This window comes from Cereibacter sediminicola (assembly GCF_007668225.1).
Classification (GTDB): domain Bacteria; phylum Pseudomonadota; class Alphaproteobacteria; order Rhodobacterales; family Rhodobacteraceae; genus Cereibacter_A; species Cereibacter_A azotoformans.
Genome location: NZ_VDEK01000022.1, coordinates 24306 through 49390, shown reverse-complemented (window position 1 = coordinate 49390; position 25085 = coordinate 24306). Strand labels below are relative to the sequence as shown.

Annotated in this window: 22 protein-coding genes; 11 read left to right on the top strand and 11 right to left on the bottom strand. The window is 69.5% G+C overall.

The genetic code is table 11. The annotated features are described in order from the left end of the window. Positions 1 to 136: 136 nt before the first annotated feature. Genes FG154_RS14175 through FG154_RS14165 form a run of 3 tightly spaced genes read right to left on the bottom strand, consistent with a single transcriptional unit; the run spans position 137 to position 2588 of the window. Entirely contained in the window at positions 137 to 790 is a 654-nt protein-coding gene (locus FG154_RS14175; RefSeq protein WP_145109211.1) for a CPBP family intramembrane glutamic endopeptidase, read from the bottom strand. A 59-nt stretch (positions 791 to 849) separates the two neighbouring features. Further along, positions 850 to 1491 (bottom strand): aminotransferase class IV family protein, encoded by a 642-nt coding sequence (locus FG154_RS14170; protein WP_145109208.1) that lies wholly within the window; start codon positions 1489 to 1491, stop codon positions 850 to 852. Then, the gene (locus FG154_RS14165; protein WP_145109205.1) at positions 1449 to 2588 is read right to left on the bottom strand and encodes an aminodeoxychorismate synthase component I; all 1140 of its coding nucleotides are present in this window, start codon (positions 2586 to 2588) and stop codon (positions 1449 to 1451) included. Before FG154_RS14165 ends, FG154_RS14170 begins: the two co-directional genes overlap by 43 nt. Positions 2589 to 2776: 188 nt before the next feature. Between FG154_RS14165 and carB the strand changes: the two genes are divergently transcribed. The 5 genes from carB (at position 2777) to FG154_RS14140 (ending at position 9723) form a co-directional block, all read left to right on the top strand. Continuing rightward, positions 2777 to 6106: a carbamoyl-phosphate synthase large subunit gene (carB, locus tag FG154_RS14160; RefSeq protein WP_145109202.1), complete on the top strand. Its 3330-nt coding sequence runs from the start codon at positions 2777 to 2779 to the stop codon at positions 6104 to 6106. 182 nt (positions 6107 to 6288) lie between these two features. Next, on the top strand, positions 6289 to 7020 hold the full coding sequence (locus FG154_RS14155; protein WP_145109199.1) for a calcium-binding protein: 732 nt from the start codon (positions 6289 to 6291) through the stop codon (positions 7018 to 7020). Positions 7021 to 7306: 286 nt separating this feature from the next. Further along, complete coding sequence (locus FG154_RS14150; RefSeq protein ID WP_484051828.1) at positions 7307 to 8644, top strand: DEAD/DEAH box helicase; 1338 nt, start codon at positions 7307 to 7309, stop codon at positions 8642 to 8644. 363 nt (positions 8645 to 9007) lie between these two features. Continuing rightward, positions 9008 to 9184 (top strand): CTP synthetase, encoded by a 177-nt coding sequence (locus FG154_RS14145; RefSeq protein WP_145109193.1) that lies wholly within the window; start codon positions 9008 to 9010, stop codon positions 9182 to 9184. A gap of 29 nt (positions 9185 to 9213) precedes the next feature. Further along, on the top strand, positions 9214 to 9723 hold the full coding sequence (locus tag FG154_RS14140; RefSeq protein ID WP_145109190.1) for a cytochrome b: 510 nt from the start codon (positions 9214 to 9216) through the stop codon (positions 9721 to 9723). A 38-nt stretch (positions 9724 to 9761) separates the two neighbouring features. Here FG154_RS14140 and FG154_RS14135 read toward each other — a convergent pair whose 3' ends face one another. After that, positions 9762 to 10532: an alpha/beta fold hydrolase gene (locus tag FG154_RS14135; protein WP_145109187.1), complete on the bottom strand. Its 771-nt coding sequence runs from the start codon at positions 10530 to 10532 to the stop codon at positions 9762 to 9764. A 93-nt stretch (positions 10533 to 10625) separates the two neighbouring features. Between FG154_RS14135 and FG154_RS14130 the strand changes: the two genes are divergently transcribed. After that, positions 10626 to 10997, top strand: a complete 372-nt coding sequence (locus FG154_RS14130; protein ID WP_186312378.1) for a hypothetical protein — start codon at positions 10626 to 10628, stop codon at positions 10995 to 10997. A gap of 39 nt (positions 10998 to 11036) precedes the next feature. On the opposite strand, the gene glyA is transcribed toward FG154_RS14130, so the two are convergent. After that, positions 11037 to 12332 carry a serine hydroxymethyltransferase gene (gene glyA / locus FG154_RS14125; RefSeq protein ID WP_145109180.1) on the bottom strand — a complete coding sequence of 432 codons (1296 nt, stop codon included), beginning with the start codon at positions 12330 to 12332 and terminating at the stop codon, positions 11037 to 11039. 166 nt (positions 12333 to 12498) lie between these two features. Here glyA and FG154_RS14120 point away from each other — a divergent pair, with 166 nt between their 5' ends. Continuing rightward, positions 12499 to 13263 (top strand): NAD kinase, encoded by a 765-nt coding sequence (locus FG154_RS14120; protein WP_145109177.1) that lies wholly within the window; start codon positions 12499 to 12501, stop codon positions 13261 to 13263. Positions 13264 to 13272: 9 nt separating this feature from the next. Here the strand turns inward: FG154_RS14120 and pth are convergent, their stop codons facing one another. The 4 genes from pth to trpA form a co-directional block, all read right to left on the bottom strand. Then, a complete protein-coding gene (pth, locus tag FG154_RS14115) occupies positions 13273 to 13950 on the bottom strand; it encodes an aminoacyl-tRNA hydrolase (RefSeq protein WP_145109174.1) in 678 nt (225 codons plus the stop codon). 145 nt (positions 13951 to 14095) lie between these two features. Further along, positions 14096 to 14707, bottom strand: coding sequence for a 50S ribosomal protein L25/general stress protein Ctc (locus tag FG154_RS14110; RefSeq protein ID WP_145109171.1), 612 nt, complete (start codon positions 14705 to 14707; stop codon positions 14096 to 14098). A 137-nt stretch (positions 14708 to 14844) separates the two neighbouring features. Then, positions 14845 to 16008 carry an alpha-hydroxy acid oxidase gene (locus tag FG154_RS14105; protein WP_145109168.1) on the bottom strand — a complete coding sequence of 388 codons (1164 nt, stop codon included), beginning with the start codon at positions 16006 to 16008 and terminating at the stop codon, positions 14845 to 14847. A 227-nt stretch (positions 16009 to 16235) separates the two neighbouring features. Continuing rightward, positions 16236 to 17027: a tryptophan synthase subunit alpha gene (trpA, locus tag FG154_RS14100; RefSeq protein ID WP_145109165.1), complete on the bottom strand. Its 792-nt coding sequence runs from the start codon at positions 17025 to 17027 to the stop codon at positions 16236 to 16238. A 242-nt stretch (positions 17028 to 17269) separates the two neighbouring features. Between trpA and ychF the strand changes: the two genes are divergently transcribed. Then, positions 17270 to 18367, top strand: a complete 1098-nt coding sequence (gene ychF / locus FG154_RS14095; RefSeq protein ID WP_145109162.1) for a redox-regulated ATPase YchF — start codon at positions 17270 to 17272, stop codon at positions 18365 to 18367. 45 nt (positions 18368 to 18412) lie between these two features. Here ychF and FG154_RS14090 read toward each other — a convergent pair whose 3' ends face one another. Together FG154_RS14090 and FG154_RS14085 are read right to left on the bottom strand one after the other, a co-directional pair. Next, positions 18413 to 21796 (bottom strand): YhaN family protein, encoded by a 3384-nt coding sequence (locus FG154_RS14090; RefSeq protein ID WP_145109159.1) that lies wholly within the window; start codon positions 21794 to 21796, stop codon positions 18413 to 18415. Then, positions 21796 to 23052 carry a metallophosphoesterase family protein gene (locus FG154_RS14085; RefSeq protein WP_145109156.1) on the bottom strand — a complete coding sequence of 419 codons (1257 nt, stop codon included), beginning with the start codon at positions 23050 to 23052 and terminating at the stop codon, positions 21796 to 21798. The genes FG154_RS14090 and FG154_RS14085 overlap by 1 nt, the downstream gene beginning before the upstream one ends. 191 nt (positions 23053 to 23243) lie before the next feature. Between FG154_RS14085 and FG154_RS14080 the strand changes: the two genes are divergently transcribed. The 3 genes from FG154_RS14080 to tpiA all read left to right on the top strand — a co-directional run bounded on the left by FG154_RS14080 (position 23244) and on the right by tpiA (position 24889). Beyond that, a complete protein-coding gene (locus tag FG154_RS14080; RefSeq protein WP_145109153.1) occupies positions 23244 to 23606 on the top strand; it encodes an SUF system Fe-S cluster assembly protein in 363 nt (120 codons plus the stop codon). 120 nt (positions 23607 to 23726) lie between these two features. Next, on the top strand, positions 23727 to 24083 hold the full coding sequence (locus FG154_RS14075) for a HesB/IscA family protein (protein ID WP_145109150.1): 357 nt from the start codon (positions 23727 to 23729) through the stop codon (positions 24081 to 24083). Between the two features lie 68 nt (positions 24084 to 24151). Next, a complete protein-coding gene (tpiA, locus tag FG154_RS14070) occupies positions 24152 to 24889 on the top strand; it encodes a triose-phosphate isomerase (protein ID WP_145109146.1) in 738 nt (245 codons plus the stop codon). Positions 24890 to 25085: the final 196 nt, after the last annotated feature.

Here is a 25085-nt window from a genome sequence, read left to right as displayed (position 1 = left end):
TCCCTGCCGAAGGGGAAGTCAAGCCGCCCGCCTTTTCACTCTGGCACAAATATCCCCCGCGGAGCGACGCCTGAGCCGCGGCGGCCCCGCCGCTGCGGCGAGGCAGAAGGCTTGGCGGGAACCGCCTCCTTGCGGCTCAGAAGGGCCGGACCGCGTTGGCCGCAACGAAATGCGCGCCGAGCCCCGCGGCAAACATGATCCCGCCCGCCACCGCGTGAAGGACCACCGCCATCGGAAAGCTCCGCCGCATCTCGTAGGCCCAGCCGAAGACCAGCCCGCCGCAGAAGGTCAGCAGCGCCACAAGCCCGCTCCAGTACATCAGGTGGACCAGAGAAAAGAGCGCCGCGTTGATGACGATACGCGCCCATCCCGGCGGCAGGAGCACCCCGTAGCGGCGGAAGAACAGCGGCCGGAAGATCACCTCCTGCGGCAGGACCGACAGGAAGGGATAGAGCAGAAGCACAGCCGCCAGCATCGCCGGATGGTCGCGCGCCAGATCGAACAGCCGCTCGGGTCGCGTGGCCAGCACGATCGCCACCGCCCCCGCCAGCGTGGCGAGCGCGAAGCCCGCCACCAGCGGCCCGTCGATCGCCCGCCAGCCGCGCACGAGGTGCGACCAGTCGAAGTCCGGCGTCAGACCGAGCAGCACGAGGCCCAGCGCCGTGAAGGCAAACAGCGCCAGAAACATCTGCGAAGGCGGCAGGAAAAGCGCGATCACCACCGGCACGAACAGGTAGAAGGCGACGAACTCGGCCCAGAGCCTTGTTCGCGATGAAGAGGTGGCCGGCATGTCCGCATGATCCGTTCGAGGTGATCCCCTGCGAACCGCTCAGGAGGGCGCCGGTTCCTTCAGAAGCGGTCTCCCGCCCATTCCGCCACCATCAACCCGCGCAACGAATTGCCGACCCACAGCCGCACGCGGGGCAGCGCCTCACCCGGCAACGGCGCCTCGCGGCAGCGGCCAGCGTCCAGCATCGACTCGCGCAGGACCCCCGGCAGCAGGCCCGACGACAGGGGCGGCGTCCGCATCCCCTCGCCCGCGTCGAAGAAGACGGTCGTGATGGTTCCGTCGCAGACCTCGCCGCGCTCGTTGAGGAAGAGAAGCTCGTCGATCCCCTCCGGCAACGCCGCCCGCGCGCCGTCATAGGCCGCCCGACGGCTCGACTTCACCTGCAGCCAGGGATCGGCCGAGCTCAGCCGCTCATCGGCCAGCGCCACGCGCCAGACGCGCTTCGCTGGCGGCAGCGGCACGACCTCGACGGCCATCCGCCCCTCGCGGTCGAGCGTGAGGCGCATCCGGGCGGGTCCCTCGGGCACGGCCGCCTTCAGCGCATCGCCCGCCCCCCTGCACCGCCAGCCCAGCCGGGCCGCGGCCCCCTCGAGGCGCCTCAGATGGCGCCGAAGCCGCAAGAGGCGGCTTCCGTCCCACAGCAGCGTCTCGATCAGCCTCAGCTCGGGATCGTCGGCAGCTCCGCGAAGCGGGTCTTCCACAAGGCTTCCTCCCATTCGCCCCCGGCGGTCGAGTCCTGCACGACTCCTCCGCCGACATCGAGCCGCAGCCTGCTGTCCGCGAACAGACGCAGCGTGCGGATCGCCACATTGAAGGCCGCGCGCCCGTCCGGCGCCATCCAGCCCATCGCTCCGCAATAGAGGCCGCGGGGAAAAGGTTCCAGTTCCGAGATGATCTCCATGGCGCGGATCTTGGGCGCCCCGGTGACCGATCCGCAGGGAAAGAGCGCGGGCAGTAGCTCCGCGATCCCCGGCCGCCCGCTGAGACGGCCCGTCACGCGGCTCACCATCTGGTGCACGGTCGCGTAGCTCTCGATGGCGAACAGCTCGGGCACCCGGACCGAACCCACTTCGGCGATCCGCCCGATGTCGTTGCGCAACAGATCCACGATCATCAGGTTCTCGGCGCGCCCCTTCTCGCTGTCGCGCAGCGCCCGGGCGAGGGCGGCATCGAGCGCCGGATCGGGGTCGCGGGGCGCCGTCCCCTTCATCGGCCGGGTCGAGATCCGGCCCTCGGCGTCGCAGTCGAAGAACAGTTCGGGCGAGGCCGAGATCGCGACCGGCCCGCCCAGCGCGCAGAAGGCGCCCTGCCCCACCGGCTGCCGCGCCCGAAGCGCGCCGTAGAGCCCGAGCGCGCTGCCCGCCACAAGCCGTCCGTCGAAGGGGAAGGTCAGGTTCACCTGATAACAGTCCCCTGCGGCAATATAGGCCATCAGCCGGGCGAAGGCCGCGTCATAGTCCGCGCGGCCAATGCGCGGGCGGAAGGGCGCAAGCCTCACCTCGGCCGCCTCGGCCGCCGCGCGGGCCAGCATGGGCCCACCCGGATCGGGTCCACGGAAGGCGCCGAAGGTCAGCAGCGGCTCGTCGCGCCGCGCGGGCATGAGCGGAGCCAGGCGCGGCTCGAACACGAGCCCGGCCTCATAGGCCACCGTTCCCGCGATCCAGAGCCCCTTCGCGCGCAACTCGTCAAGCCGCGCCAGCGCCGGGCGGAGCGCCTGCGGCTCGTCCACGATCACCGTCTCGACGGCGTCCCCAAACAGGGCCGGACCGCCCTCGGGTCCGTTCTCGCACAGGAACACGCTCTTCCCCCTTCTGATGGCGGGCATCTAGCACGCTTGCCCCGCCCGGTGACAGCCCGCCCGCGACATGATGCAAGAGGGTTGCGCCGCGCGGCGGCAGGTCTATAACCGCGCCAATTTGCGCAGAGCGTAGAATCCGACCATCCCCGCCCGAACCGGGCGCGGGACCAGAGACATGGGGCCCCCGAATGCCGAAAAGAACCGATATCAGCTCGATCATGATCATCGGGGCCGGGCCCATCGTCATCGGGCAGGCCTGCGAGTTCGACTATTCCGGCGCCCAGGCCTGCAAGGCGCTGCGCGAAGAGGGCTACCGCGTCGTGCTGGTGAACTCGAACCCCGCGACGATCATGACCGACCCCGGTCTGGCCGACGCCACCTATATCGAGCCGATCACGCCGGAAGTCGTCGCCAAGATCATCGAGAAGGAGCGTCCTGATGCGCTTCTGCCGACGATGGGCGGGCAGACCGGCCTGAACACCGCGCTGGCGCTCGCCGACATGGGCGTGCTGGAAAAGTTCGGCGTGCAACTCATCGGCGCCAACCGCGAGGCCATCGAGATGGCCGAGGACCGCAAGCTCTTCCGCGAGGCGATGGACCGGATCGGGCTGGAAAACCCCAAGGCCACGATCATCGCCGCCCCGAAGCTGGAGAACGGCCGCTACGACATCAACGCGGGCGTGGCCGAGGCGATGGCCGCCATCGAGTATGTGGGCCTGCCGGCGATCATCCGCCCCGCCTTCACGCTCGGCGGCACCGGCGGCGGCGTGGCCTACAACCGCGACGACTACGAGGCCATCTGCCGCTCGGGGCTGGATGCCTCGCCGGTGGCGCAGATCCTGGTCGATGAAAGCCTTCTCGGCTGGAAGGAATACGAGATGGAGGTGGTTCGCGACCGCGCGGACAATGCCATCATCGTCTGCTCGATCGAGAACGTGGACCCGATGGGCGTGCACACCGGCGATTCCATCACCGTCGCCCCGGCGCTGACGCTGACCGACAAGGAATACCAGATCATGCGCAACGGCTCGATCGCCGTACTGCGCGAGATCGGCGTGGAAACCGGCGGGTCGAACGTGCAATGGGCGATCAACCCGGTGGATGGCCGGATGGTGGTGATCGAGATGAACCCGCGCGTGTCGCGTTCGTCGGCGCTGGCCTCCAAGGCCACCGGCTTCCCCATCGCCAAGATCGCGGCGAAGCTGGCGGTGGGCTACACGCTCGATGAGCTCGACAACGACATCACCAAGGTCACGCCTGCCTCGTTCGAGCCGTCGATCGACTATGTGGTGACGAAGATCCCGCGGTTTGCCTTCGAGAAGTTCCCCGGCTCGAAGCCGGAACTGACCACCGCGATGAAGTCGGTGGGCGAGGTCATGGCCATCGGTCGCACGTTCCACGAATCGATGCAGAAGGCGCTGGCCTCGCTGGAGACCGGCCTTTCGGGCTTCGACGAGATCGAGATCCCCGGTGCGCCGGACAAGGCCGCGGTCATCAAGGCGATCTCGGCCCAGACCCCCGACCGGCTGCGGCTGATCGCGCAGGCGATGCGGCACGGGCTGTCGGACGACGAGATCCAGGCCGCCACCTCCTTCGACCCGTGGTTCCTGGCCCGCATCCGCGAGATCATCGACGCCGAGGCGAAGATCCGCGCGAACGGCCTGCCGCTGGCCGAGGAGCCGCTGCGCAAACTGAAGATGATGGGCTTTACCGACGCCCGGCTGGCCAAGCTCACGGGCCGCGAGGAAGGCCAGGTGCGCCGCGCCCGCCGCAACCTTGGCGTGAAGGCGGTCTTCAAGCGGATCGACACCTGCGCGGCCGAATTCGAGGCCCAGACGCCCTACATGTATTCCACCTATGAAGCTCCCGCGATGGGCGATGTGGAATGCGAGGCGCGCCCCTCGGCGGCGAAGAAGGTGGTGATCCTCGGCGGGGGGCCGAACCGGATCGGGCAGGGCATCGAGTTCGACTACTGCTGCTGCCATGCCTGCTTCGCGCTGACCGCCGCCGGTTATGAAACCATCATGATCAACTGCAACCCCGAGACAGTGTCGACCGACTACGACACCTCGGACCGGCTCTATTTCGAGCCGCTGACGCTGGAGCATGTGCTGGAAATCCTGCGGGTGGAGCAGGAGAACGGCACGCTGCACGGCGTGATCGTGCAGTTCGGCGGGCAGACGCCGCTGAAGCTCGCGCAGGCACTGGCGCATGAGGGGATCCCGATCCTCGGCACCACGCCCGACGCCATCGACCTTGCCGAAGACCGCGAGCGCTTCCAGAAGCTGCTGAACGATCTGGGCCTGAAACAGCCGATCAACGGCATGGCGCGGTCGCGCGACGAGGCCTTCGCCATCGCCGGCCGCATCGGCTATCCGCTGGTCATTCGCCCCTCCTACGTCCTCGGCGGCCGCGCGATGGAGATCGTGCGCGACGATGCCCAGCTCGAACGCTACATCCGCGAGGCGGTGCAGGTCTCGGGCAGCTCGCCCGTGCTGCTCGACAGCTATCTGGCCGGCGCCATCGAGGTCGATGTGGACGCGCTCTGCGATGGCGAGAGCGTGCATGTCGCGGGCATCATGGAGCATATCGAGGAAGCGGGCGTCCATTCCGGCGATTCGGCCTGCTGCCTGCCGCCGCATTCGCTCTCGGCCGAGACCATCGAGGAGCTGAAGCGCCAGACGGTCGAGATGGCCCGCGCGCTCAAGGTCGTGGGCCTGATGAACGTGCAGTTCGCGATCAAGGACGGGGTGATCTTCGTTCTGGAAGTGAACCCGCGTGCCTCGCGCACCGTGCCCTTCGTGGCCAAGGCCACCGACAGCGCGATCGCGTCCATCGCGGCGCGGCTGATGGCGGGCGAGCCGCTGTCCGCGTTCCCGCTGCGCCCGGCCTATCCGGCGGGCGTCGGCCCCGACACTGACCTGCCGCTGGCCGATCCGCTGACGCTGGCCGATCCGATCACGCCCTGGTTCTCGGTGAAGGAATCGGTGCTGCCCTTCGCCCGCTTCCCCGGCGTGGACCCGCTCCTCGGCCCCGAGATGCGCTCGACCGGCGAGGTGATGGGCTGGGACCGCAACTTCGCGCTCGCGTTCCTCAAGGCGCAGATGGGCGCCGGCACGCATCTGCCCGAGGGCGGCCGCGTGTTCCTGTCGGTCAAGGATCAGGACAAGACCGATGCGCTGGCCGGTGCGGCGCGCGGGCTGACCGCAATGGGCTTCGAGATCGTGGCGACGAAAGGCACCGCCGCCTGGCTGAGCGCGCAGGGCATCGAGGCGACCTCGGTCAACAAGGTCTATGAGGGCCGCCCGAACATCGTGGACCGGCTGAAGAACGGCGACATCACGCTGGTGATGAACACGACCGAAGGCGCGCAGGCCATCAGCGACAGCCGCGACATCCGCCGCGTCGCGCTGATGGACAAGATCCCCTACTTCACCACCGCCGCCGCCTCCATCGCCGCGGTCGAGGCGATGCAGGCCCGCGGCGAAGGCTACGGCGTGCGCACCCTTCAGGGCTGACGCCACCCGGCCCCGGCCGCCTGCGCTCGGCCGGGGGACGGCCCTTTTCCCCCTCCTCATCGGCGGAACCCTGCGCAGCGCGCCGGTCGCGCGCGCCGCTGCGGGACTAATCCGGCCGCGCGCTACGTCCTTCCTTGCAGTCCTGCGACGCCGCAGGGCGCCCAGTCAAGGAGACCAACGGAATGCCGACGATCATCGGAAACGGCTCGGCCAACCGGCTGAACGGCAGCAACCTCAACGACATCATTCGGGGCCTGGATGGTGAGGACACCATCTTTGGAAATGGCGGGCGCGACCGCATCGAGGGCAACGACGACGACGACCTGCTCTATGGCGGCACCGGCGCGGATACGATCCTCGGCGGCAAGGGCGAGGACCGGCTTTACGGTCAGGGCGGCGACGACCTGATGACCGATGAAAGCGGCAACGACCGCTTCTTCGGCGGCGCGGGCAACGACACGATCCGCGCCGGCGAGGGCAACGACCTGCTCGACGGCGGCACCGGGGCCGATCTGCTTGTCGCGGGCTCCGGCAACGACACGCTGCGCGGCGGCGACGGGTCTGACCGGCTGCACGGCGGCGAGGGCAACGACCGGATGAGCGGCGGCGCCGGCAACGACCGGATGTGGGGCGGCGAGGGCGATGACGTGCTGAACGGCGGCCGGGGCAACGACGTGATGTGGGGCGGCGAAGGCGACGACCGCTTCGTGTTCAACTTCGGCGCTGATGTGATTCGCGATTTCGACGACGACGACGACACGATCGACCTGTCCTCCTTCGGGCTCACCTATGCGCAGGTGATGAACCGGACCGTCCAGCAAGGCGAGGATGTGCTGATCCGCATCGGCGCCCATTCCCTGCGGATCGAGGACACGTCGCGCAGCGATCTCGACCGCGACGACTTCATCCTCTGACGCAGCACGACGGGGCGGCGTGCAGGCCGCCCCGTCGTCCGGCGCGGCGCGGCGCGGGGCAGCTTTCGCTTGACTTGCAGCCGAAAAACCCCCATCTCCGCCAAGACGCCCAAGACCCGCTGCCGCGTGAGCAGCCGCTCCCCGTCGGGGGCCAGGGTCGGGCCGACAGGTTCCCACCGTCACGCAGGGGCACCGCGGCATATTCCGTGCCGCCCCGCCTCCCGCCTCCCCTGAAGGGGAGACACTCCCATTCCGCGGGCCGATGCCCGCCTGCCGAAAGATGACCATGGCTGATTTCAGCACGCTCGGGCTGTCCGAGAAGATTCTCCAGGGCCTTGCCAAGGCCCAGTTCACCAAAGCCACCCCGATCCAGGTCGAGGCGATCCCGCATGTCATGCAGGGGCGCGACCTGATGGGCCTGGCCCAAACCGGCACCGGCAAGACGCTGGCCTTCGGGCTGCCGCTCCTGCACCGCCTGCTGGGCGTCGGCCACCCGCCGCCGCCGCGCACCATCCGCGCGCTGATCCTTGCGCCCACGCGCGAACTGGTGAGCCAGATCGCCGCCAACCTCGAGCTGTTCACCAAGGGCACCCCGGTCAAGGTCGTCACCATCACCGGCGGCGCCTCGATCAACCGCCAGACCGAGCGGCTGGCGCGCGGGGCGGACATCATGGTGGCCACGCCGGGCCGCCTCATCGACCTGCTCGACCGCAACGCGGTGGTGCTCGATCATACGGGCTATCTGGTGCTGGACGAGGCCGACCAGATGCTCGACATGGGCTTCATCCACTCCCTGCGGAAGATCGCGCGCTTCCTGCCGCTCAAGCGGCAGACGCTGCTGTTCTCGGCCACCATGCCGAAGCTGATCGAGGAACTGGCCCACACCTTCCTGCGCGAGCCGGTCCGCGTGCAGGTGGCTCCGCCCGGCAAGCCGGTCGAGAAGATCGCGCAGGGCGTGCACTTCATCCCGCAGGGCGACAAGGCCAAGCTGCTCGAGAGCTACCTGCTCAAGCATCCGGGCGAACAGGCGCTGGTCTTCGGGCGCACCAAGCACGGATCGGAAAAGCTGATGAAGCTGCTGGTCAGCTGGGGCTTCAAGGCGGGCTCGATCCACGGCAACAAGAGCCAGAACCAGCGTGACCGCACCCTGACCGAGTTCCGCGACGGCACGCTCGACGTGCTGGTGGCGACCGATGTCGCGGCCCGCGGCATCGACATTCCGGGCGTGCGCCACGTCTACAACTACGACATGCCGAACGTGCCCGAGAACTACGTCCACCGGATCGGCCGCACCGCCCGCGCCGGCGCCGAGGGCAGCGCCGTGGCCTTCGTCGCCCCGGCCGAGATGGATGAGTTCCGCGCGGTCGAGAAGCTGCTGAAGCAGCCGATCCCAGTTCTCGGTGGCGCGGCCTGGGCGGCCGACATCGTGGCCGCCGCACCGCGTCCGGGGCAGAAGCCGCGGCAGGGCGGCCGTCCGAGGGCCGCCGGCAAGCCTCAGGGCAAGCCGCAGGGTCAGGCGAAGGCGCATCCGCGGGCCGGACGTGCCTCGGGTGTGCCCGGTGGACAGGCGGCGCCCAAGCGTCCCCAGCGCGGTCCGCGTCGCAGCGAAGCCGCTCGCGGCTGAAAAGATACATCCAGAGCAGCCTGCTTCCTGGTGACGCAGGCTGCGATTCCGGCGGGCGCCGGCATTCAGGATCGCGCATAATGAAGCTCCGGTGAGCCGGAGTTGTAACGAGTATCCGGCGACTGCAGCGCCGGGGGTTTGCCTTACGAGTAATCACGCATTGCGCGAAGGGGCCCGGCAGATGCCGGTGGCAGCGCCACCCGCCTGCCGGGCAACCCTTCGCTGCAGATCCGCCCCTCCCCCCTTCTCGAATGACGCGCCGGCTGGTCCGCCGGGCCGCTTGATGCGGATCAAGGCGATCGGGACAGGCTGTGCGGCAGACTGCCGGCGGACACGTTTTCCCGTCCCCCGGAGATCCTTGCCATGACCCGCCTGATGATGATCCTGTTCTCGTTCATTTCCGTCACTCTCATGGGAATCTGCATGGTGATTGCCCTCGTGACCGGCAATGACACGCTCACGCCGATCGTGGTCTCTGCGGCAATCGGCTTCGTGGCGGCGGTCCCCGCGAGCTTCATCATCGCGCGCAAGCTCGCCTGATTCCCGGCCAGCCAGACAAGGAGATCGCGATGAAGAAGGAAGCACCCGCAGGATATTCGAGGATGCAGGTCATCCTGCATTGGGCGGTGGTGGTGCTCATCGTGGTGCAGTTCCTGCTCGGTCCTGCCATCGCGACCGTGTTCGAGGGGATGCAGACCGGCAGCCCGCAAGGCGTGGCGGCCTTGGCCTGGGTGCATGTGGTGCTGGGTATTGCAGTGCTGCTTCTGGCCTTTTGGCGCTTGGGCCTGCGCTTTGCGCGCGGCGTGCCGGCCCCCGCCTTCGAGCCGAAAACCCCCGAGCAGGGCTTTCTGGCCTTCGTCACACACGAGCTGACGTTCTTCCTCTATCTCGCCATTCTCGCCATGCCGATTCTGGGCGCGATCGGCTGGTTCTACGGCAACGGGGTCGCCGCCTCGGCCCATGCCAGCATGAAATACCTGCTGATCCTGGTAGTGGCGGTGCATGTCGCCATCTCGCTCTTCCACCAGTTCGTGCTGCGCGACGGCGCGTTCGAGCGGATGCGGAAGATCCGCGACTGATCCTGCGGGGGCGCGCCTGTGGGCGCGCCCCGCGGCCTTCAGGCGTCGAGGAACACCCGAACCGTATCCTCGAACGCGCGGGGCTTCTCGGCGTGAAGCCAGTGCCCTGCCCCCTTCAGCTCGGCAAAGCGCGCGGCGGGAAAGAGCCGCTGGATCGTCTCGCGGTGCTCGGGCCCGACATAGGTCGAGAGTTCGCCGGTCAGGAACAGCGTCGGCCCCTCGAACCGGCCCTCGACCGCGGGCCAGCCAACGATGTGGGGCATCTCGGCGGCCAGCAGGTCGAGGTTCAGCCGCCAGCGCGGCGGGTCGGATTTCAGATCCAGCGATTGCAGGAAGAAGGCGCGCAGGCCCGCGTCGGGCAGCACCTCGGAAAGCTTGCGGTCGGCGTCACCCCGCGTCGCGACCGTCGCCGGATCGAGCCCGCGCATCACATCCACGTTGCGCGTCTGGTCATGGTCATAGGCCACCGGCGCCACATCGGCCACCACCAGCCGCCGCACCCGTTCGGGTTCGGTCAGCGCAAGCATCATCGCGGCCTTGCCGCCCATGGAATGCCCCAGCACATCCGCCTGCCCGCCCTGCGCCCGGATCACCTCGGCGAGGTCGGCGGCCATGTCGGGATAGCGGTGGGTTTCGGTCCAGGGACTGTCGCCATGATTGCGCATGTCCACCGCGATCACCTTGCGCGTCTCGGCAAGGCGGCGACAGATCACGCCCCAGTTCCGCGCCGAGCCAAAGAGCCCATGCGCGATCAGAAGCGGCGGTGCGTCGGACGGCTGCTCCGCCCGGTAGAGGGTCATGTTCAGCATGGGGCGGTTCTAGCCCGTTGCCGCACCGCCTTCCAGAGCGGTTGATCGCTGTGGTTCCGCTTCCTAATCTGGCGCCGTGGCAGAGGGATGAGCATGAGTGCGTTGGCGATCAGGCAGATGGTGGATCGTGTGGCGGCCCTGATGGAGGAGCGGCTCCATGTGCGCGGGCAGGGCCTGACGGCCAAGTTGCAGCGCGGGGCAAGCCGCCTGCCCCGCCGGGTGCGGGCCGCGGCGCGGGATCTGGCGCGGGCGGGCGAGATGGCGCGCGATCCGCGGCTGCTCATGCAGATGGATTTCGAGAAGATCTCGGCCGACTATGACCTCTGCGTGCGGCATCTCGTATCGGTCGATGCCCGAACGCGGATCATGGGCCGGGCGCTGGCCTTCGTCCGCGTCCTGCTGGCGGCGGGCCTGCTGGCCGGAGGTGCGGCCTTCGCCGTGGCCCGTCTGCGCGGCCTGATCTGACGGGGCGCGCGCCCTGCACGAGCGCGCGCCACGCCGGTCTCAGAGCGTCGGGTAGAGCGGGAAGCGGGCGCAGAGCGCCGCGACCTTGGCCTTGACGGCCTCCTCGACCGCGGCATTGCCCTCTTCGCCATTGGCGGCGAGCCCGTCCACGACCTCGACGATCAGGCGGGCGATCTCGCGGAACTCCTCCTCGCCGAAGCCGCGGGTGGTGCCGGCCGGGGTGCCGAGACGCACGCCCGAGGTCACCATCGGCTTCTCGGGGTCGAACGGAATGCCGTTCTTGTTGCAGGTGATGTGCGCGCGGCCCAGCGCCTTCTCGGTCGCGTTGCCCTTCACGCCCTTCGGGCGCAGGTCCACCAGCATCACATGCGTGTCGGTGCCGCCCGTCACGATGTCGAGCCCGCCCTTCATCAGCTCGTCCGCCAGCGCCTGCGCGTTCTTCACCACCTGCGCGGCGTAGGCCTTGAACTCGGGCCGCAGCGCCTCGCCGAAGGCCACGGCCTTCGCCGCGATCACATGCATCAGCGGGCCGCCCTGGATGCCGGGGAAGATCGCCGAATTGACCTTCTTCGCGATCTCCTCGTTGTTCGTGAGGATCATGCCGCCGCGCGGACCGCGCAGGGTCTTGTGCGTCGTGGTGGTGGCCACATCGGCGTAGGGGAAGGGCGAGGGATGCGCGCCGCCCGCGACGAGGCCCGCGAAATGGGCCATGTCCACCATCAGCCAGGCGCCGACTTCATCGGCAATGGCGCGGAACTTCGCAAAGTCGATCTGGCGCGGGATGGCCGAGCCGCCGGCGATGATGAGCCGGGGCTTGTGCTCGCGGGCCAGCGCCGCGACCTGATCATAGTCGATCCGCTGGTCCTGCTGGCGCACGCCATACTGGACCGCATGGAACCACTTGCCCGACTGGTTCGGCGCCGCCCCATGCGTCAGGTGCCCGCCCGAGGCCAGCTCCATCCCGAGGATCGTGTCGCCCGGCTTGATCAGCGCCTGGAACACGCCCTGGTTGGCCTGCGACCCCGAGTTCGGCTGGACGTTGGCAAAGGCGCAACCAAAGAGCTGCTTCGCCCGCTCGATCGCCAGCGTCTCGGCCACGTCCACATAATCGCAACCGCCGTAATACCGCTTGCCCGGATAGCCCTCGGCGTACTTGTTGGTCATGACCGAGCCCTGCGCCTCCATCACGGCGCGGCTGACGATGTTCTCCGAAGCGATCAGCTCGATCTCGTCGCGCTGGCGGCCAAGCTCACCGGTGATTGAGGCGAAAAGCTCGGGGTCGCGGGAGGACAGGCTTTCGGTAAAGAAGCCGTCGTCGCGGTGCGGGGCGTTCATGGGCGTCTCCTGTGGAAAGGGTTGCGCCCATTTAGAACATCGAAGCCGCGACAGAAAGTCAGGAAAACGACGCATGGCCGGGATTGCGCGAAGCGGTGGCGCGCGAGGGGTTGAGTTTGCGGCACGGCGGGTCCAACACTGGCCGCCACGGCAGCCGGAGGGGGACATGACGCCACAGCGCATCGGATTCGTGGCGAGCCCGGCCCCTGTCGCGCAAGAGGCGCTGGTGGCGATGGAGGCCCGATACGGCCAGTGCCCCCTGCCGGAGGCCGAGGTGATCGTGGCCCTCGGCGGCGACGGCTTCATGCTTCAGACACTGCACGAGACGCAGAGCCTCGACATCCCGGTCTATGGAATGAACCGCGGCACGGTCGGCTTCCTGATGAACGGCTATGCCGGGGACGGCCTGCGCGAGCGGCTGGCCGAGGCCGAGGAAGAGATCCTCAACCCGCTGGTCATGACGGCCGTGACCGAGGCGGGCGAGGTCTTCCACCGGATCGCGATCAACGAGGTCTCGCTGCTGCGGGCCGGGCCGCAGGCGGCGTGGCTGAAGATCTCGGTCGATGGCAAGGTGCGGATGGAAGAGCTGGTCTGCGACGGCGCGCTGGTCTGCACGCCCGCCGGCTCGACCGCCTACAACTACTCGGCGCACGGGCCGATCCTGCCGATCGGCGCCGACGTGCTGGCGCTGACCGCGATCGCCCCCTTCCGGCCGCGCCGCTGGCGCGGGGCGCTGCTGCCCAAGACGGCGACCGTGCGCTTTGACGTGATCGATGCGGGGAAGCGGCCGGTGATGGCGGATGCCGACGGCCGCTCGGTGCGCGATGTGGTCTCGGTCGAGGTGCGCAGCGAGCCGGCGATCCGGCACCGGCTGCTGTTCGACCCCGGCCACGGGCTCGAGGAGCGGCTGATCCGCGAGCAGTTCGTCTAGCGGCCGGCCTCAGCGGAAACGGTCAGCCAGCCTTTGCAGCGCGCTGCGCGTGTCGGGGGCGGCCTCGGGCGCCTCGGCCGCGGCGGGCTTCGCCTCGACCTTCGGCTTCTCGGGCTTCGGCGGCTGCATCCGCAAGGCCACGGCGTTCTGGAACCGCGCCCCGTCCCCCCGCGCCAGCGCCTCGGCGCCGTCGGCGATCCCGCGCAGAAGATCCTCGAGCCAGCCCTGATCGGCCTTGGCGAAATCGTTCAGCACATAGGAGGCGACCGCATCCTTGTGCCCCGGATGGCCGATCCCCAGCCGCACCCGCCCGTAAGCCTCGCCGACATGGGCATGGATCGAGCGCAGCCCGTTGTGACCCGCGTGTCCCCCGCCCTGCTTCAGGCGCAGCCTGCCCGGCGCAAGGTCCAGCTCGTCATGAAAGACCGTCAGATCGGCGGGGGACAGCTTGTAGAAGCGCATCGCCTCGCCCACCGACTGCCCCGAGAGGTTCATGAAGGTTTCGGGTTTCAGAAGCAGCACCTGCTCGGAGCCCAGCCGCCCCTCCGAGGTCACGCCCTGAAAGCGCGAGCGCCACGGACCGAACCCATGAGCCGAGGCGATGGCCTCGACCGCCATGTAGCCGATGTTGTGCCGGTTGCCCGCATAGCGCGCACCGGGATTGCCGAGACCGACGAACAGCTTCATGGGCAGGCTCCTTTCGGGACCGGGCCTGTTTACGGTCGCAGGGGCCATCCGGCAACCCTTCGGGGCGCGCGCGCGACGGCCATAGGACGGAACGCAAAGGGCGGAGGCAACCTGCCCCCGCCCCCGCAATCCGCTCGCTCGAGGCTCAGGCCTCGGCGGCTTCTTCCTCGTTGTCCGACGAGCGCAGGCCCGACGGCGCCGAGATGTTGGCGATCACGAAGTTCCGGTTGATCGTCGGAACGGCGCCTTCCGGCAGCGCGATGTCCTGGATGTGGATGACGTCGCCGATCTGCTTGCCGGTCAGGTCCACGGTGATGTGATCGGGGATGTCGCCCGCGGTCACTTCCAGTTCCACCTCGGGGCGCACCACCGTCAGGGTGCCGCCACGCTTCAGGCCCGGGGCCTGGTCGTGGTTCTCGAAGGTGACGTGGATGAACAGGTTGATCCGGCTCGTGCGGCGCAGGCGCATGAAGTCGACATGCGTCGGCAGGTCCTTGACCACGTCGCGCTGCACGCCGCGGCAGATCACGCGGACGTCTTCCTGGCCCTCGACCTTGAGGTTGAACAGCGTCTGCAGGAAGCGGCCCTTCTTCAGCCGGTTCAGCAGCTCGTTGTACTTGACGTTGATCGACAGCGGTTCCTGACCGCCGCCGTAAACGATACCGGGTACGTAGCCCTCACGACGAGCTTGACGAGCGGCCCCCTTGCCTGTCCCCGTCCGTACCTCAGCCTGAAAATCCGGGATTTCACCAGCCATTGAGGTTCTCCATATGTGAAACGCCCCATCCTCCAAGGGTGCATGGGGTCGCAAGGCGCCGCCTTAGACGATCCTCGCCCGGAAGGAAAGGCCCCGCGTGCGGAATCCGCGCACCCCGCGGGCGGTCCGGCCGGGGCTCAGGCCCAGCGGCCCTCGAAGTCCTGCGGCACCAGCAGGTTGTGCGGCCCCAGCGCCTTGACGTCCTTCTCGCCGCACAGAGCCATCGAGATGTCCAGCTCCTTCCAGATCACCTCGAGCGCGCGGCGCACGCCCGCCTCGCCCATGGCGCCAAGGCCATAGATGTAGGAGCGGCCGATGTAGGTGCCCTTCGCCCCCATCGCGAGCGCCTTCAGCACGTCCTGTCCCGACCGGATGCCCCCGTCCATGTGGATCTCGACCTGGTCGCCCACCGCACGAACGATCGGCGGCAGCATGCGGATCGACGACAACGCCCCGTCCAGCTGCCGCCCGCCGTGGTTCGAGACGATGATCGCATCGGCCCCGAAATCCGCGGCGCGGCGCGCATCCTCCTCGTCGAGGATGCCCTTCAGGATCAGCTTGCCGCCCCACTTGTCGCGCAGCCGCGCGATCTTGCCCCAGTCGAGCTGCGGATCGAACTGCTCGGCGGTCCAGCTTGCGAGGCTCGTCGTGTCGCCCACCCCCTTGGCATGGCCCACGATGTTGCCGAAGGTGCGCCGCGGGGTCCTCAGCATCTCGAGGCCCCAGCCCCATTTCGTCGCCAGATCCATCATCACCGGCAGCGTCATCTTCGGCGGAGCCGAGAGGCCGTTCTTCAGATCCTTGTGACGCTGGCCGAGGATCTGCAGGTCGAGCGTCAGCACCAGCGCCGAGCAGCCCGCCCTCTTCGCCCGCTCGAGCATCGAATCGACGAACTCCTCGTCCTTCATGACGTAAAGCTGGAACCAGAAGGGTTTCGTGGTGGCCGCCGCCACGTCCTCGACCGAACAGATCGACATGGTGGACAGCGTGTAGGGCACGCCGAAGGCCTCGGCCGCGCGAGCCGCCTTGATCTCGCCATCGGCGCATTGCATCCCGGTCAGCCCGACCGGGGCCAGCGCGACCGGCATCGCCACCTCCTGCCCGATCATCGTGGATCGGGTCGAGCGGCCCAGCATGTCCACGGCGACCTTCTGGCGGAGCCGGATCTGCTGGAAGTCCGAGCAGTTGTCGCGGAAGGTCTGCTCGGAGTAGCTGCCCGACTCGCAATAGTCGAAGAACATGCGCGGCGTGCGCCGGCGGTGCATCCGCTTCAGATCCTCGATGCAGGTTATGACGGGCATGATGCTCTCCGGCTGGAACTGGTCATGTTTCCTTACCGGCCATGCCGCAGCAGATCAACGCATGATGCAGCGCCGACGGGCACCTCCCGCGCCGCGGGCCGAACTCCCGGCAGGGGCCGGCGGTCGCGGATGGCCGCCAGAGACCCCGCGTCCGCTCGTTCCGTGGCAACGCCGTCGGCGGGGGTTCGATGCCCCCGGCGACGGCACCTCCCCCGGCCGTTTCCCCGTCAGGCGGCGTGAGCGCCGGCCGCGAGCGCCGCCACCCGGTCCAGCACCTCCGCGACCGGACGGCCCTCCGCCACCAGCTTCACGATCGCCGAGCCGACCACGCAGCCGTCGGCCACGCCCGCGATGTCCCGCGCCGCCTCGGGCGAGGTGATGCCGAATCCCACGATCACCGGCAGGTCCGTCGCCGCCTTCAGCCGCGCCACCTCGGGCGCCACATCCACCGCCTGCGCGGCGGCCGCCCCGGTGATCCCGGTGATCGAGACGTAATAGACGAAGCCCGACGTGTTCTGCAGCACCTTGGGCAGGCGGCGGTCGTCGGTCGTGGGAGTGGCCAGCCGGATGAAGTTCAGCCCTGCCGCCTGCGCGGGCAGACACAGCTCGGCATCCTCCTCGGGCGGCAGATCCACCACGATCAGCCCGTCGATCCCGGCCTCCTGCGCTTCGGCCAGAAAGCGGTCCACGCCCCGCGCATGGATCGGATTGTAGTATCCCATCATGACGATGGGGGTCGAGGGATCGTCCTTGCGGAAGTCGCGCACCATCCCGAGCGTCCGTGCCAGCGTCTGCCCACCCTCGAGCGCCCGCTGCCCCGCCGTCTGAATCGTCGGCCCGTCCGCCATCGGATCGGTGAAGGGCATGCCCAGCTCGATGATGTCCACGCCCGCGCCGGGCAGGCCCTTCATCACCTCCAGCGAGGTCTCGAGATCGGGATCGCCCGCCATGATATAGGCCACGAAGGCCTTCTTCCCCTCGGCCCGAAGCCGCCGGAAGGTGTCATCGATCCGCGTCATTGCCCTGCCCTCGCCCGTGTCGGCTGCCGGTTTGCGTCACCGGCGCGGGAAAATCAATGGGCGTAAGGGCGCGGACCGTCCGGCCGGCGCCGGCCGGTGCCATATCCACCCGCGCGGTCGCGGCCGCCCCCCGCTCGCGGCGTCGCGGCCGCGGCCGGGCGGCGCTCCCTGCCCTCCGCCGCCCCGCTTGCCTTGGGTGGGGCGCTTGCCTATGAAGCGGCAAAGCTTTCAAGGAGTGGATCATGGGCTTCCGCATGGGGATCGTCGGCTTGCCGAACGTGGGCAAATCCACGCTCTTCAACGCCCTCACCCGCACCGCCGCCGCGCAGGCGGCCAACTTTCCCTTCTGCACCATCGAGCCCAACGTGGGCGAGGTCGCCGTTCCCGACGCGCGGCTTGAGACCTTGGCAGGGATCGCAGGCTCCAGGCAGATCATCCCGACGCGGATGACCTTCGTCGATATCGCGGGTCTCGTCCGCGGCGCCTCAAAGGGCGAGGGCCTCGGCAACCAGTTCCTCGCCAACATCCGCGAATGCGACGCCATCGCCCATGTGCTGCGCTGCTTCGAGGACGGCGACATCACCCACGTCGAGGGACGCATCGACCCCGTGGCCGATGCCGAGACGATCGAGACCGAGCTGATGCTCGCCGACATGGATTCGATCGAGCGGCGGTTGGCGAACCTCTCGCGCAAGCTCAAGGGCGGCGACAAGGAGGCCGCCGACCATGATCGCCTGCTGCGCGCGGCGCTGGCGGCGCTCGAGGCGGGCAAGCCGGCCCGGACGGTGACCGTCTCGGCCGACGACCAGCGCGCCTGGCGGATGCTGCAACTGCTGACCGCCAAGCCCGTCCTCTATGTCTGCAACGTCGAGGAATCCTCGGCGGCCCAGGGCAATTCCCAGTCGGCGCGGGTGGCCGAAATGGCCAAGGCGCAGGGCGCGGCCACCGTGGTGATCTCGGCCCGCATCGAAGAGGAGATCGCCCAGCTTCCCGCCGAGGAGGCCGCGATGTTCCTCGAGGAGATGGGTCTCGAGGAAGCCGGGCTCGACCGGCTGATCCGTGCGGGCTACCAGCTTCTGGGGCTGCAGACCTACTTCACCGTCGGGCCCAAGGAGGCGCGCGCCTGGACGATCACCAAGGGGATGCTCGCTCCGCAGGCCGCCGGCGTGATCCACGGCGACTTCGAGAAGGGCTTCATCCGCGCCGAGACCGTGGCCTACGAGGATTATGTCGCAGGCCAGGGCGAGGCGGGCGCCAAGGAGGCCGGCAAGTTCCGCATCGAGGGCAAGACCTACGAGGTGCAGGACGGCGACGTGCTGCACTTCCTGTTCAACGCCTGAGGGAAACTCCTCGACCTGCGCCGGGGCCGCCGCAAGGACGGGGCGTCACGCCTGCTGCAGATCGATGATGTTGGCGCCGGGGCAGGCGTCGCGGGCGATCTCGCACAGGTGGCGGTGGTGGGTGAGGTAGATGACCTGCCCCACTTGCGACATCTCGGCCAGCAGCGAGAAGGCCGCGGCCGAGCGGTCGTCGTCGAAGGTCTCCATGATGTCGTCGGCGATGAAGGGCACGGCCGGCCGGCTTTGCGCAAGCTCGTGGTAGCCCGCGATCCGCAGCGCCAGATAGAGCTGGAACCGCGTGCCCTTGGAAAGATCCGTCGCAAGCTTGGTGCCACCGTCCGCGCACAGGGCGACCAGCACCTCCTGCGCGCCGTCCGGCTGGGCGGCGAGGCCCGAATAGGCGCCCCGGCTCAGCAGGCGGAAGGCGGCGGCGGCGCGGGCGAGCATGGCGCTGCGATGCTGGTCCCGGTAGCGGCGGAGCCCGGCCTCGACCGCGATCAGCCCGAAGCGGGCGGCCAGATGCTCCCGCGCCCGGTCGCGGATCTCGAGCAGCAGGTTCTCCCGCTCGAACGCCAGACGGGCAAGGGCGTCATCGCCCCCCACCGCCTCGATCTGGCGCGCCGCCTCGAGATGGGCGGCCAGACAGGTCTCGGTCCGGGCCCGTAGAAGCTGCTGATCCGCCTTCAGCGTCTCGATCCGCTGGCGGAGGGTGTCGGGATCGTCCCCCTCGGCCGGACAGGGCCGTCCCGCAAGAGCCGCATCCAGCGCGGCCAATTCCCGGCGCAGGGTCGTGGCCTCGAGGCAGGCCGCGACATGGTCCGAAAGGCTGCCCTCCTCCCAGCCCAGCGAGGCGCCCAGCGCCGCGGCCTCCTGCTGCCGGGCCGCAAGGGCGCGACGATCCTCGGCATCCTGGCGCCGCTCGTCCGCTATCTGCGTGGCCAGCTGGTGCCGGTCGCGGAGCGCGTCCTGCGCCCGGCGCAGCCGCGCCAGCACCTCGGGCCATGCCGTCGCCTCGTCCAGATCGAGGCCCGCCAGCACCTCGGCCCGCGCCCGGCGGAAGCGGTCCCGGTTCGCCTCCATCTTGGAGATCCGGTCCTCGAGCCCGGCAAGGGTGCGGCCGGTCGCCCCCAGCTCGTCGAGCAGGTCGAGCATCCGGCCCAGCTCGGGCGACGTGTCGGGATTGTCGGCGAGGATGGTGCCGCGGCTTGCGTCCACCCACTCCCGCTGCCAGCGGGCGAGGCCCTCAGCGGCCTCCTGGTCCGCCTGCTCCCGCTCGCGCAGGTCGGAGAGCAGCGCGGCGAGATGCCGCCGGGCCTCGCGCCGCCGCTCGGCCGCCTCGTTGCGCGCGGCCGCAAGGGCCAGAAGCGGCTCATAGGTGCCCTCCGACTGGCCGAGCGCCGCGGCAAGCGCCTGCGCGGCCGTGGCCACGGCCTCATCGGCGCGGCGGAGGCCGGCCTCGGCCTCGCGGCAGGCGGCGAGCGCCTCGAGCGCCACCTGCCGCAGCTCGAGCCACGCCTTCAGATCCGCAAGGGACGTGTGTCCAAGGGCCAGCCGGGCGCATGTCTCCGCGACCGCACCCTGAATGTCGGCCGACGCCGCGGCCGCGCTGTGCTGCCGGGTCCGGGCCGCGGAAAATCTTTCCGAAAGCCGGTCCTCATCGGCCTGATCGAGCGCCTCGCGCCGGGCTTCGGCCATGGCCTCGGCCAGCAGGGACGAGAGGCGGTCGTCCTCGCGCATCGCCTGCTCGAATCGCTGCGCGCTGTCCGCGTCGAGCGCCACGAGATGGGCGGCCCAGAGCGACTCGCGCCGGCTTCGCGCGGCGGCCGCATCCGCCAGCGTGGCGCCGACGGCCGTCCCGGCCGACACGCGCCGCACCCGGTCAGACCGGACACGGTCCAGATCCGCGCCGACGGCCTCGGCCTCTCGGGCGGCATCGGCCGCTTCCTGACGGGCGGCCTCCAGACCGGTCTCCCACCCGGCGATCTGCGCGGGCGAAGGGACGGCGAGCGCCGCAAGGTTCTCGCCGTCGCCGCTCCACGGAGCCAGCCGTGCCATCGCAGCCCCGAGCCGCTCCCGCGCCTGATCGCGGTCGCGCAGCGCGCGCAGGCGGACGTCGGCGGGGTCCTGCGCGCGCAGGCGGGCGAGAAGCGGCGACAGCATCGCCTCATCCTCGTCCGGGCTGGGATCGCCCAGCCGGTCGCGCTCGCGCGCCAGATGGTCGGCCGCCTTGCGCCGCTCGGCGGCGGCGGCGCTGGCGGCGGCGGCAAGCCCGGACCGTTCGGCCAGCAGCGCCCGCATCCGTCCCAGCGTCGCGGCGGGCAGCACGAGATCGCCCGCGGCACCTTCGGGGCGGCCCAGCTCGAACTGCAGCGCCTTGAGCCGCGCAAGCGCCTCATCGGCCTCCTGCCGGCGGCGCGGCAGATCCTTGAGCGCCGCCTCATGCTCGGGCCGCAGCGCCTCGGCCGCGTCGATGGCCTCGGACTGCCCGAGCACCGCCGGATCGGTGGCCAACGCGGCCACCCGTGCGTCGAGCGCCTCAAGCCGCAGCCCCCGATCCGAGATCCGGGCCTCCAGCGTCAGGCGGTCGCGTTCGATGGCCTCGACCCGCTCCCGCAGCGCCGGATCGGCATCGGGAAGATGACGGATCGGCGCAAGCCGCAGCGCGAGCCCTGCGCGCTGGCTGCGCAGCGGGACGGCGGCGGCAAGGTCCTGCAGATGCAGCAACTCGACCTGAAGGGCATCCTCGCGGGCCCGCGCCTCGCGCCAGGCCGCCTCGGCCGCCGCCGCCTCGCGCGTGAGTCTCTGCAACGCCCCCGCCGTCACCTCGGTCTTGCGCCGGCGCGCGTCGAGATCCGCCAGCTGCCGCCGGGCGTCGCAGAGCCAGCCGCTCCGCTTGCCGGTGCGGTGGAACCCGTCAAGCTCGGCCCGCACGCTCTCGAGCCGGGGCGCGAGGTCGGAAAGGCCGGCGCTGGCCGAGAAGAGCATCTCGCCCAGATCGCCCCGGTTGGCGAGGATGCTGTCGCCGCCCTTCTCGAGCGTGTCATCATCCAGCGAGAACATGGCCGAATAGCCCTCGCGCGAGAGGCCGCCGAGCAGCGATTGCACCACGGTCTCGGGCAGCACGGCGTCATGGCCGTCGAGCAGGCTCGCGTTGTTGCGCTTGAGCCGCCTGAGATCGAGCCGCCCCCCCGCATGGCTGAGCTGCGCCCCGATCTGCATGGTCGGGCCGCGGTGGAGGAAGTCGTAGCGGCTGCGGAGCGGGATGCCGAACAGCAGGTCGAGCCAGGCCGAGAAGAGCGTGGACTTTCCCGCCTCGTTCGGTCCGAAGACCACATGCAGGTCCGGCCCGCCGGGCGCGGGGGCGGCGAAGTCCAGACGCTTGTCGGTGAACCGGCCGTAGCGGGTCAGGTCGAGACGGTCGAGACGCATCACGCGGCCCGGTCGCTGGCGAGGCGGGCAAGAATGGCCGGCGAGCCCTCGGCCAGCAGGCGCTGGCAGAGCGCGGCAAGCTCTGCCTCATCCGCGCCCAGCATGTCGCGCAACTCGGGCGGAAGATCGCGCGCCAGATCCTGCGCGGCCGAGGCAAGGGCCGCGGCAAGGCCCGGATCGGCCGGAAGGTCGTGCCGCACCATCCGCACCAGATCCGCGGGCAGCTGCGCCTCGATCGCGGTCGCCTGCCCGTCGGCAAGCTGGCATTCGAGCTTGTCGATCCAGACACCGGCATCGGCCGCAAAGGCCCGCGCCTCCTCGGTCAGCCGGTCGAGATCGCGCCGCACCCTCCAGGCAAGCGGCGAGACGCCCTGCAGGACCGGCCGCAGGACGAGGTGATCCTCGAAGCGCGGGGCGCGGCCGATGCGGTGGATCTCGGCCTCGAGGTGCGTCAGCAGCTCCGGCCAGTCCTCGACCGTGCCGCAGTCGATCGCCATCCGGTCGAACCGGAGAGGCGCGACCTGCCGCGGCTCTGTCGTCACCCTTCCGTCATCGGCCACGGTGACCAGCGTGACGGACATCGGCCCGGCCTCGCCGATGTCGCGGCCCTGCGGGATGCCGGGCATGACGATGGTCGCCCGTCCCACATGCTCGGAGCGGCGGTGGATATGGCCGAGGGCCCAGTAGTCGTAACCATGCGCCTCCAGCTCGGCGAGGCTGCAGGGCGCGTAGGGATCGTGGCCGGGGCTGCCGTTCAGGCTGGTGTGCAGCATGCCGATGTTGAAGGCGCCCTGTTTCGGCGGAGGATAGCGCGGAAGCAGGCTCTCGGCGGCGTGGACCTCGCGGAAACTGAGGCCGTGGATGGCGATCCGGTCGCCGTCGATCTCCAGCTCCTGCGTCGAGGGGCGCCCACCGAACACGAGCGTGTTGTCGGGGGCCTCCAGCTCTCCGGTCTGGCGGGCCATCGCGTCATGGTTGCCCCGGATGATGTAACAGCGGATGCCCGCGCGATGCAGCCTCAGGAGCTCCTGCTTGAGGAAGCGTGGCGTCTTGGTGGAGCTGTAGTCCCCGTCCCACAGGTCGCCCGCGATCAGCAGGAAGGCCGCGCCCTCACCGATGCACAGATCGACGATGCGCGAAAAGGCCGCGCGGGACGCGCCGGCGACCTCGCGGGCAAGGGCGGCGTCTCGGAAGGCGATGGCCTTCAGCGGCGCATCGAGATGCAGATCGGCCGTGTGGACGAAGCGAAAGCTCAACGAGAAATACCCATCGGATCAGGCTCGCGACTATGGAGCGCGGGACGTTCGCCCCGCAAGTCCGCCTTGTCGCGGATTTTCCGCAAACGCGCCAGACGTGGGCGGACCTCCCTGTCGCCGCCGGGCTCGTCGCCACTGGACCTCGCGGCCTTCTTTCCTTATATAAACTGTCAGAAACGCGCGAGGCTCCCATGAACCAGCAACAGGACATGATCGAGGGCGCCCCCCTCATCAAGCCGTCGACGACCGACCACCCGCTCTACGAGACCATCGTCGAGGCCTGCCGCACGGTTTACGACCCCGAGATCCCGGTGAACATCTTCGACCTCGGCCTGATCTACACGATCGACATCTCGCCCGAAAACGATGTCGAGATCATCATGACGCTCACCGCACCGGGCTGCCCGGTGGCGGGCGAGATGCCGGGCTGGCTGCAGGATGCGGTCGAGCCGGTCGCGGGGGTGAAATCCGTCGCCGTCGGCATGACCTTCGATCCGCCCTGGGGCATGGACATGATGTCCGACGAGGCGCGCCTCGAACTCGGCTTCATGTAAGGGCGTCCGGGCAGGATGCGGCTCTCCGGCCGGCACGGGACGCGCCGGCAGCCCGTCTCCGGGACTTGAGACCTGCCCTTCCTCCTCCCATATCCGCCCGACAAGCGAGAGGTTCTTCCGATGTTCTCCATCCCCGGCAAGCAGGCCGTCACCCTCACCCCCGCCGCCGCCCGCCAGATCGCGCGGCTGATGCAGAAGCAGGGCTCCAAGGGGCTGCGCATCGGCGTGAAGAAGGGCGGCTGCGCGGGCATGGAATATACGATGGATTACGTCACGGACATCAACCCGATGGACGAGACGGTCGAGCAGGAGGGCGCACGGGTCATGATCGCCCCGATGGCGCAGATGTTCCTGTTCGGAACCGAGATCGACTACGAGACGGGGCTCATCGAATCCGGCTTCAAGTTCCGCAATCCGAACGTGGTGGATGCCTGCGGCTGCGGCGAATCGATCAAGTTCCGCGACGCCGAAGCCTGAGGCAAGGCTTTTCCCGCCGGCCTGCTTGGCATAACAAGTCCTCAACGGAAACGCACAAGGGGACGGACATGCGCAAGCTTGCAGCGGGGAACTGGAAGATGAACGGAACCGAGGCCGATCTCGCAGAGATCGATGCCCTGATGGCCGCCCATCCGGCGCCGCACTGCGAGATGCTGATCTGCACGCCCGCGACGCTGCTGTCGCGCATGGCGGCGCGCGCAACGTCGGACCTGATGGTGGGCGGTCAGGACTGCCACCCCAAGGTCTCGGGCGCCCATACCGGCGACATTTCCGCCGCCATGCTGGCCGATGCCGGGGCCAGCCATGTGATTCTCGGCCATTCGGAGCGCCGGGCCGATCACGGCGAGAGCGACTCGCTCGTCAGGCTCAAGGCCGAGGCGGCCCATGCCGCGGGGCTCGTGGCGATCATCTGCGTCGGCGAGACCGAGGCGCAGCGCGACGCGGGCCAGACGCTCGACGTGATCGGGGCGCAACTCGCAGGCTCGGTGCCCGACGGCGCCACGGCCCTCCAGACGGTGATCGCCTACGAGCCGGTCTGGGCGATCGGCACCGGGCGCACCCCAACCACCGCCGAGATCGCCGAAGTGCATGGCTTCCTGCGTGCCCGCCTGGCCGAGCGTTTTGCGGATGCGGCCGGCTTCCGCCTGCTCTACGGCGGCTCGGTGAAACCCTCGAACGCGGCCGAGATCTTCGCGGTGCCGAACGTGGACGGGGCGCTCGTCGGCGGCGCGAGCCTCAAGGCCGCGGATTTCAGCGGCATCGTCGCCGCCCTCTCGGCCGCCTGACGTCCGGGCGCGCCCCTCCCGCAATGCGCAGGAGGCAAGCGCGCATCCGGCGCCCTTTCATTCTCGCTCAAATATCCCGGGGTCCGGGGCAGCGCCCCGGCGGCTGGCCCTCTTGAGCCACCCACCGCGCCTCCCCCCCCGGGATACAACACCGCCGGCCGGGACCGACCACCCGCCGGCGAACTGGACAGCCAGC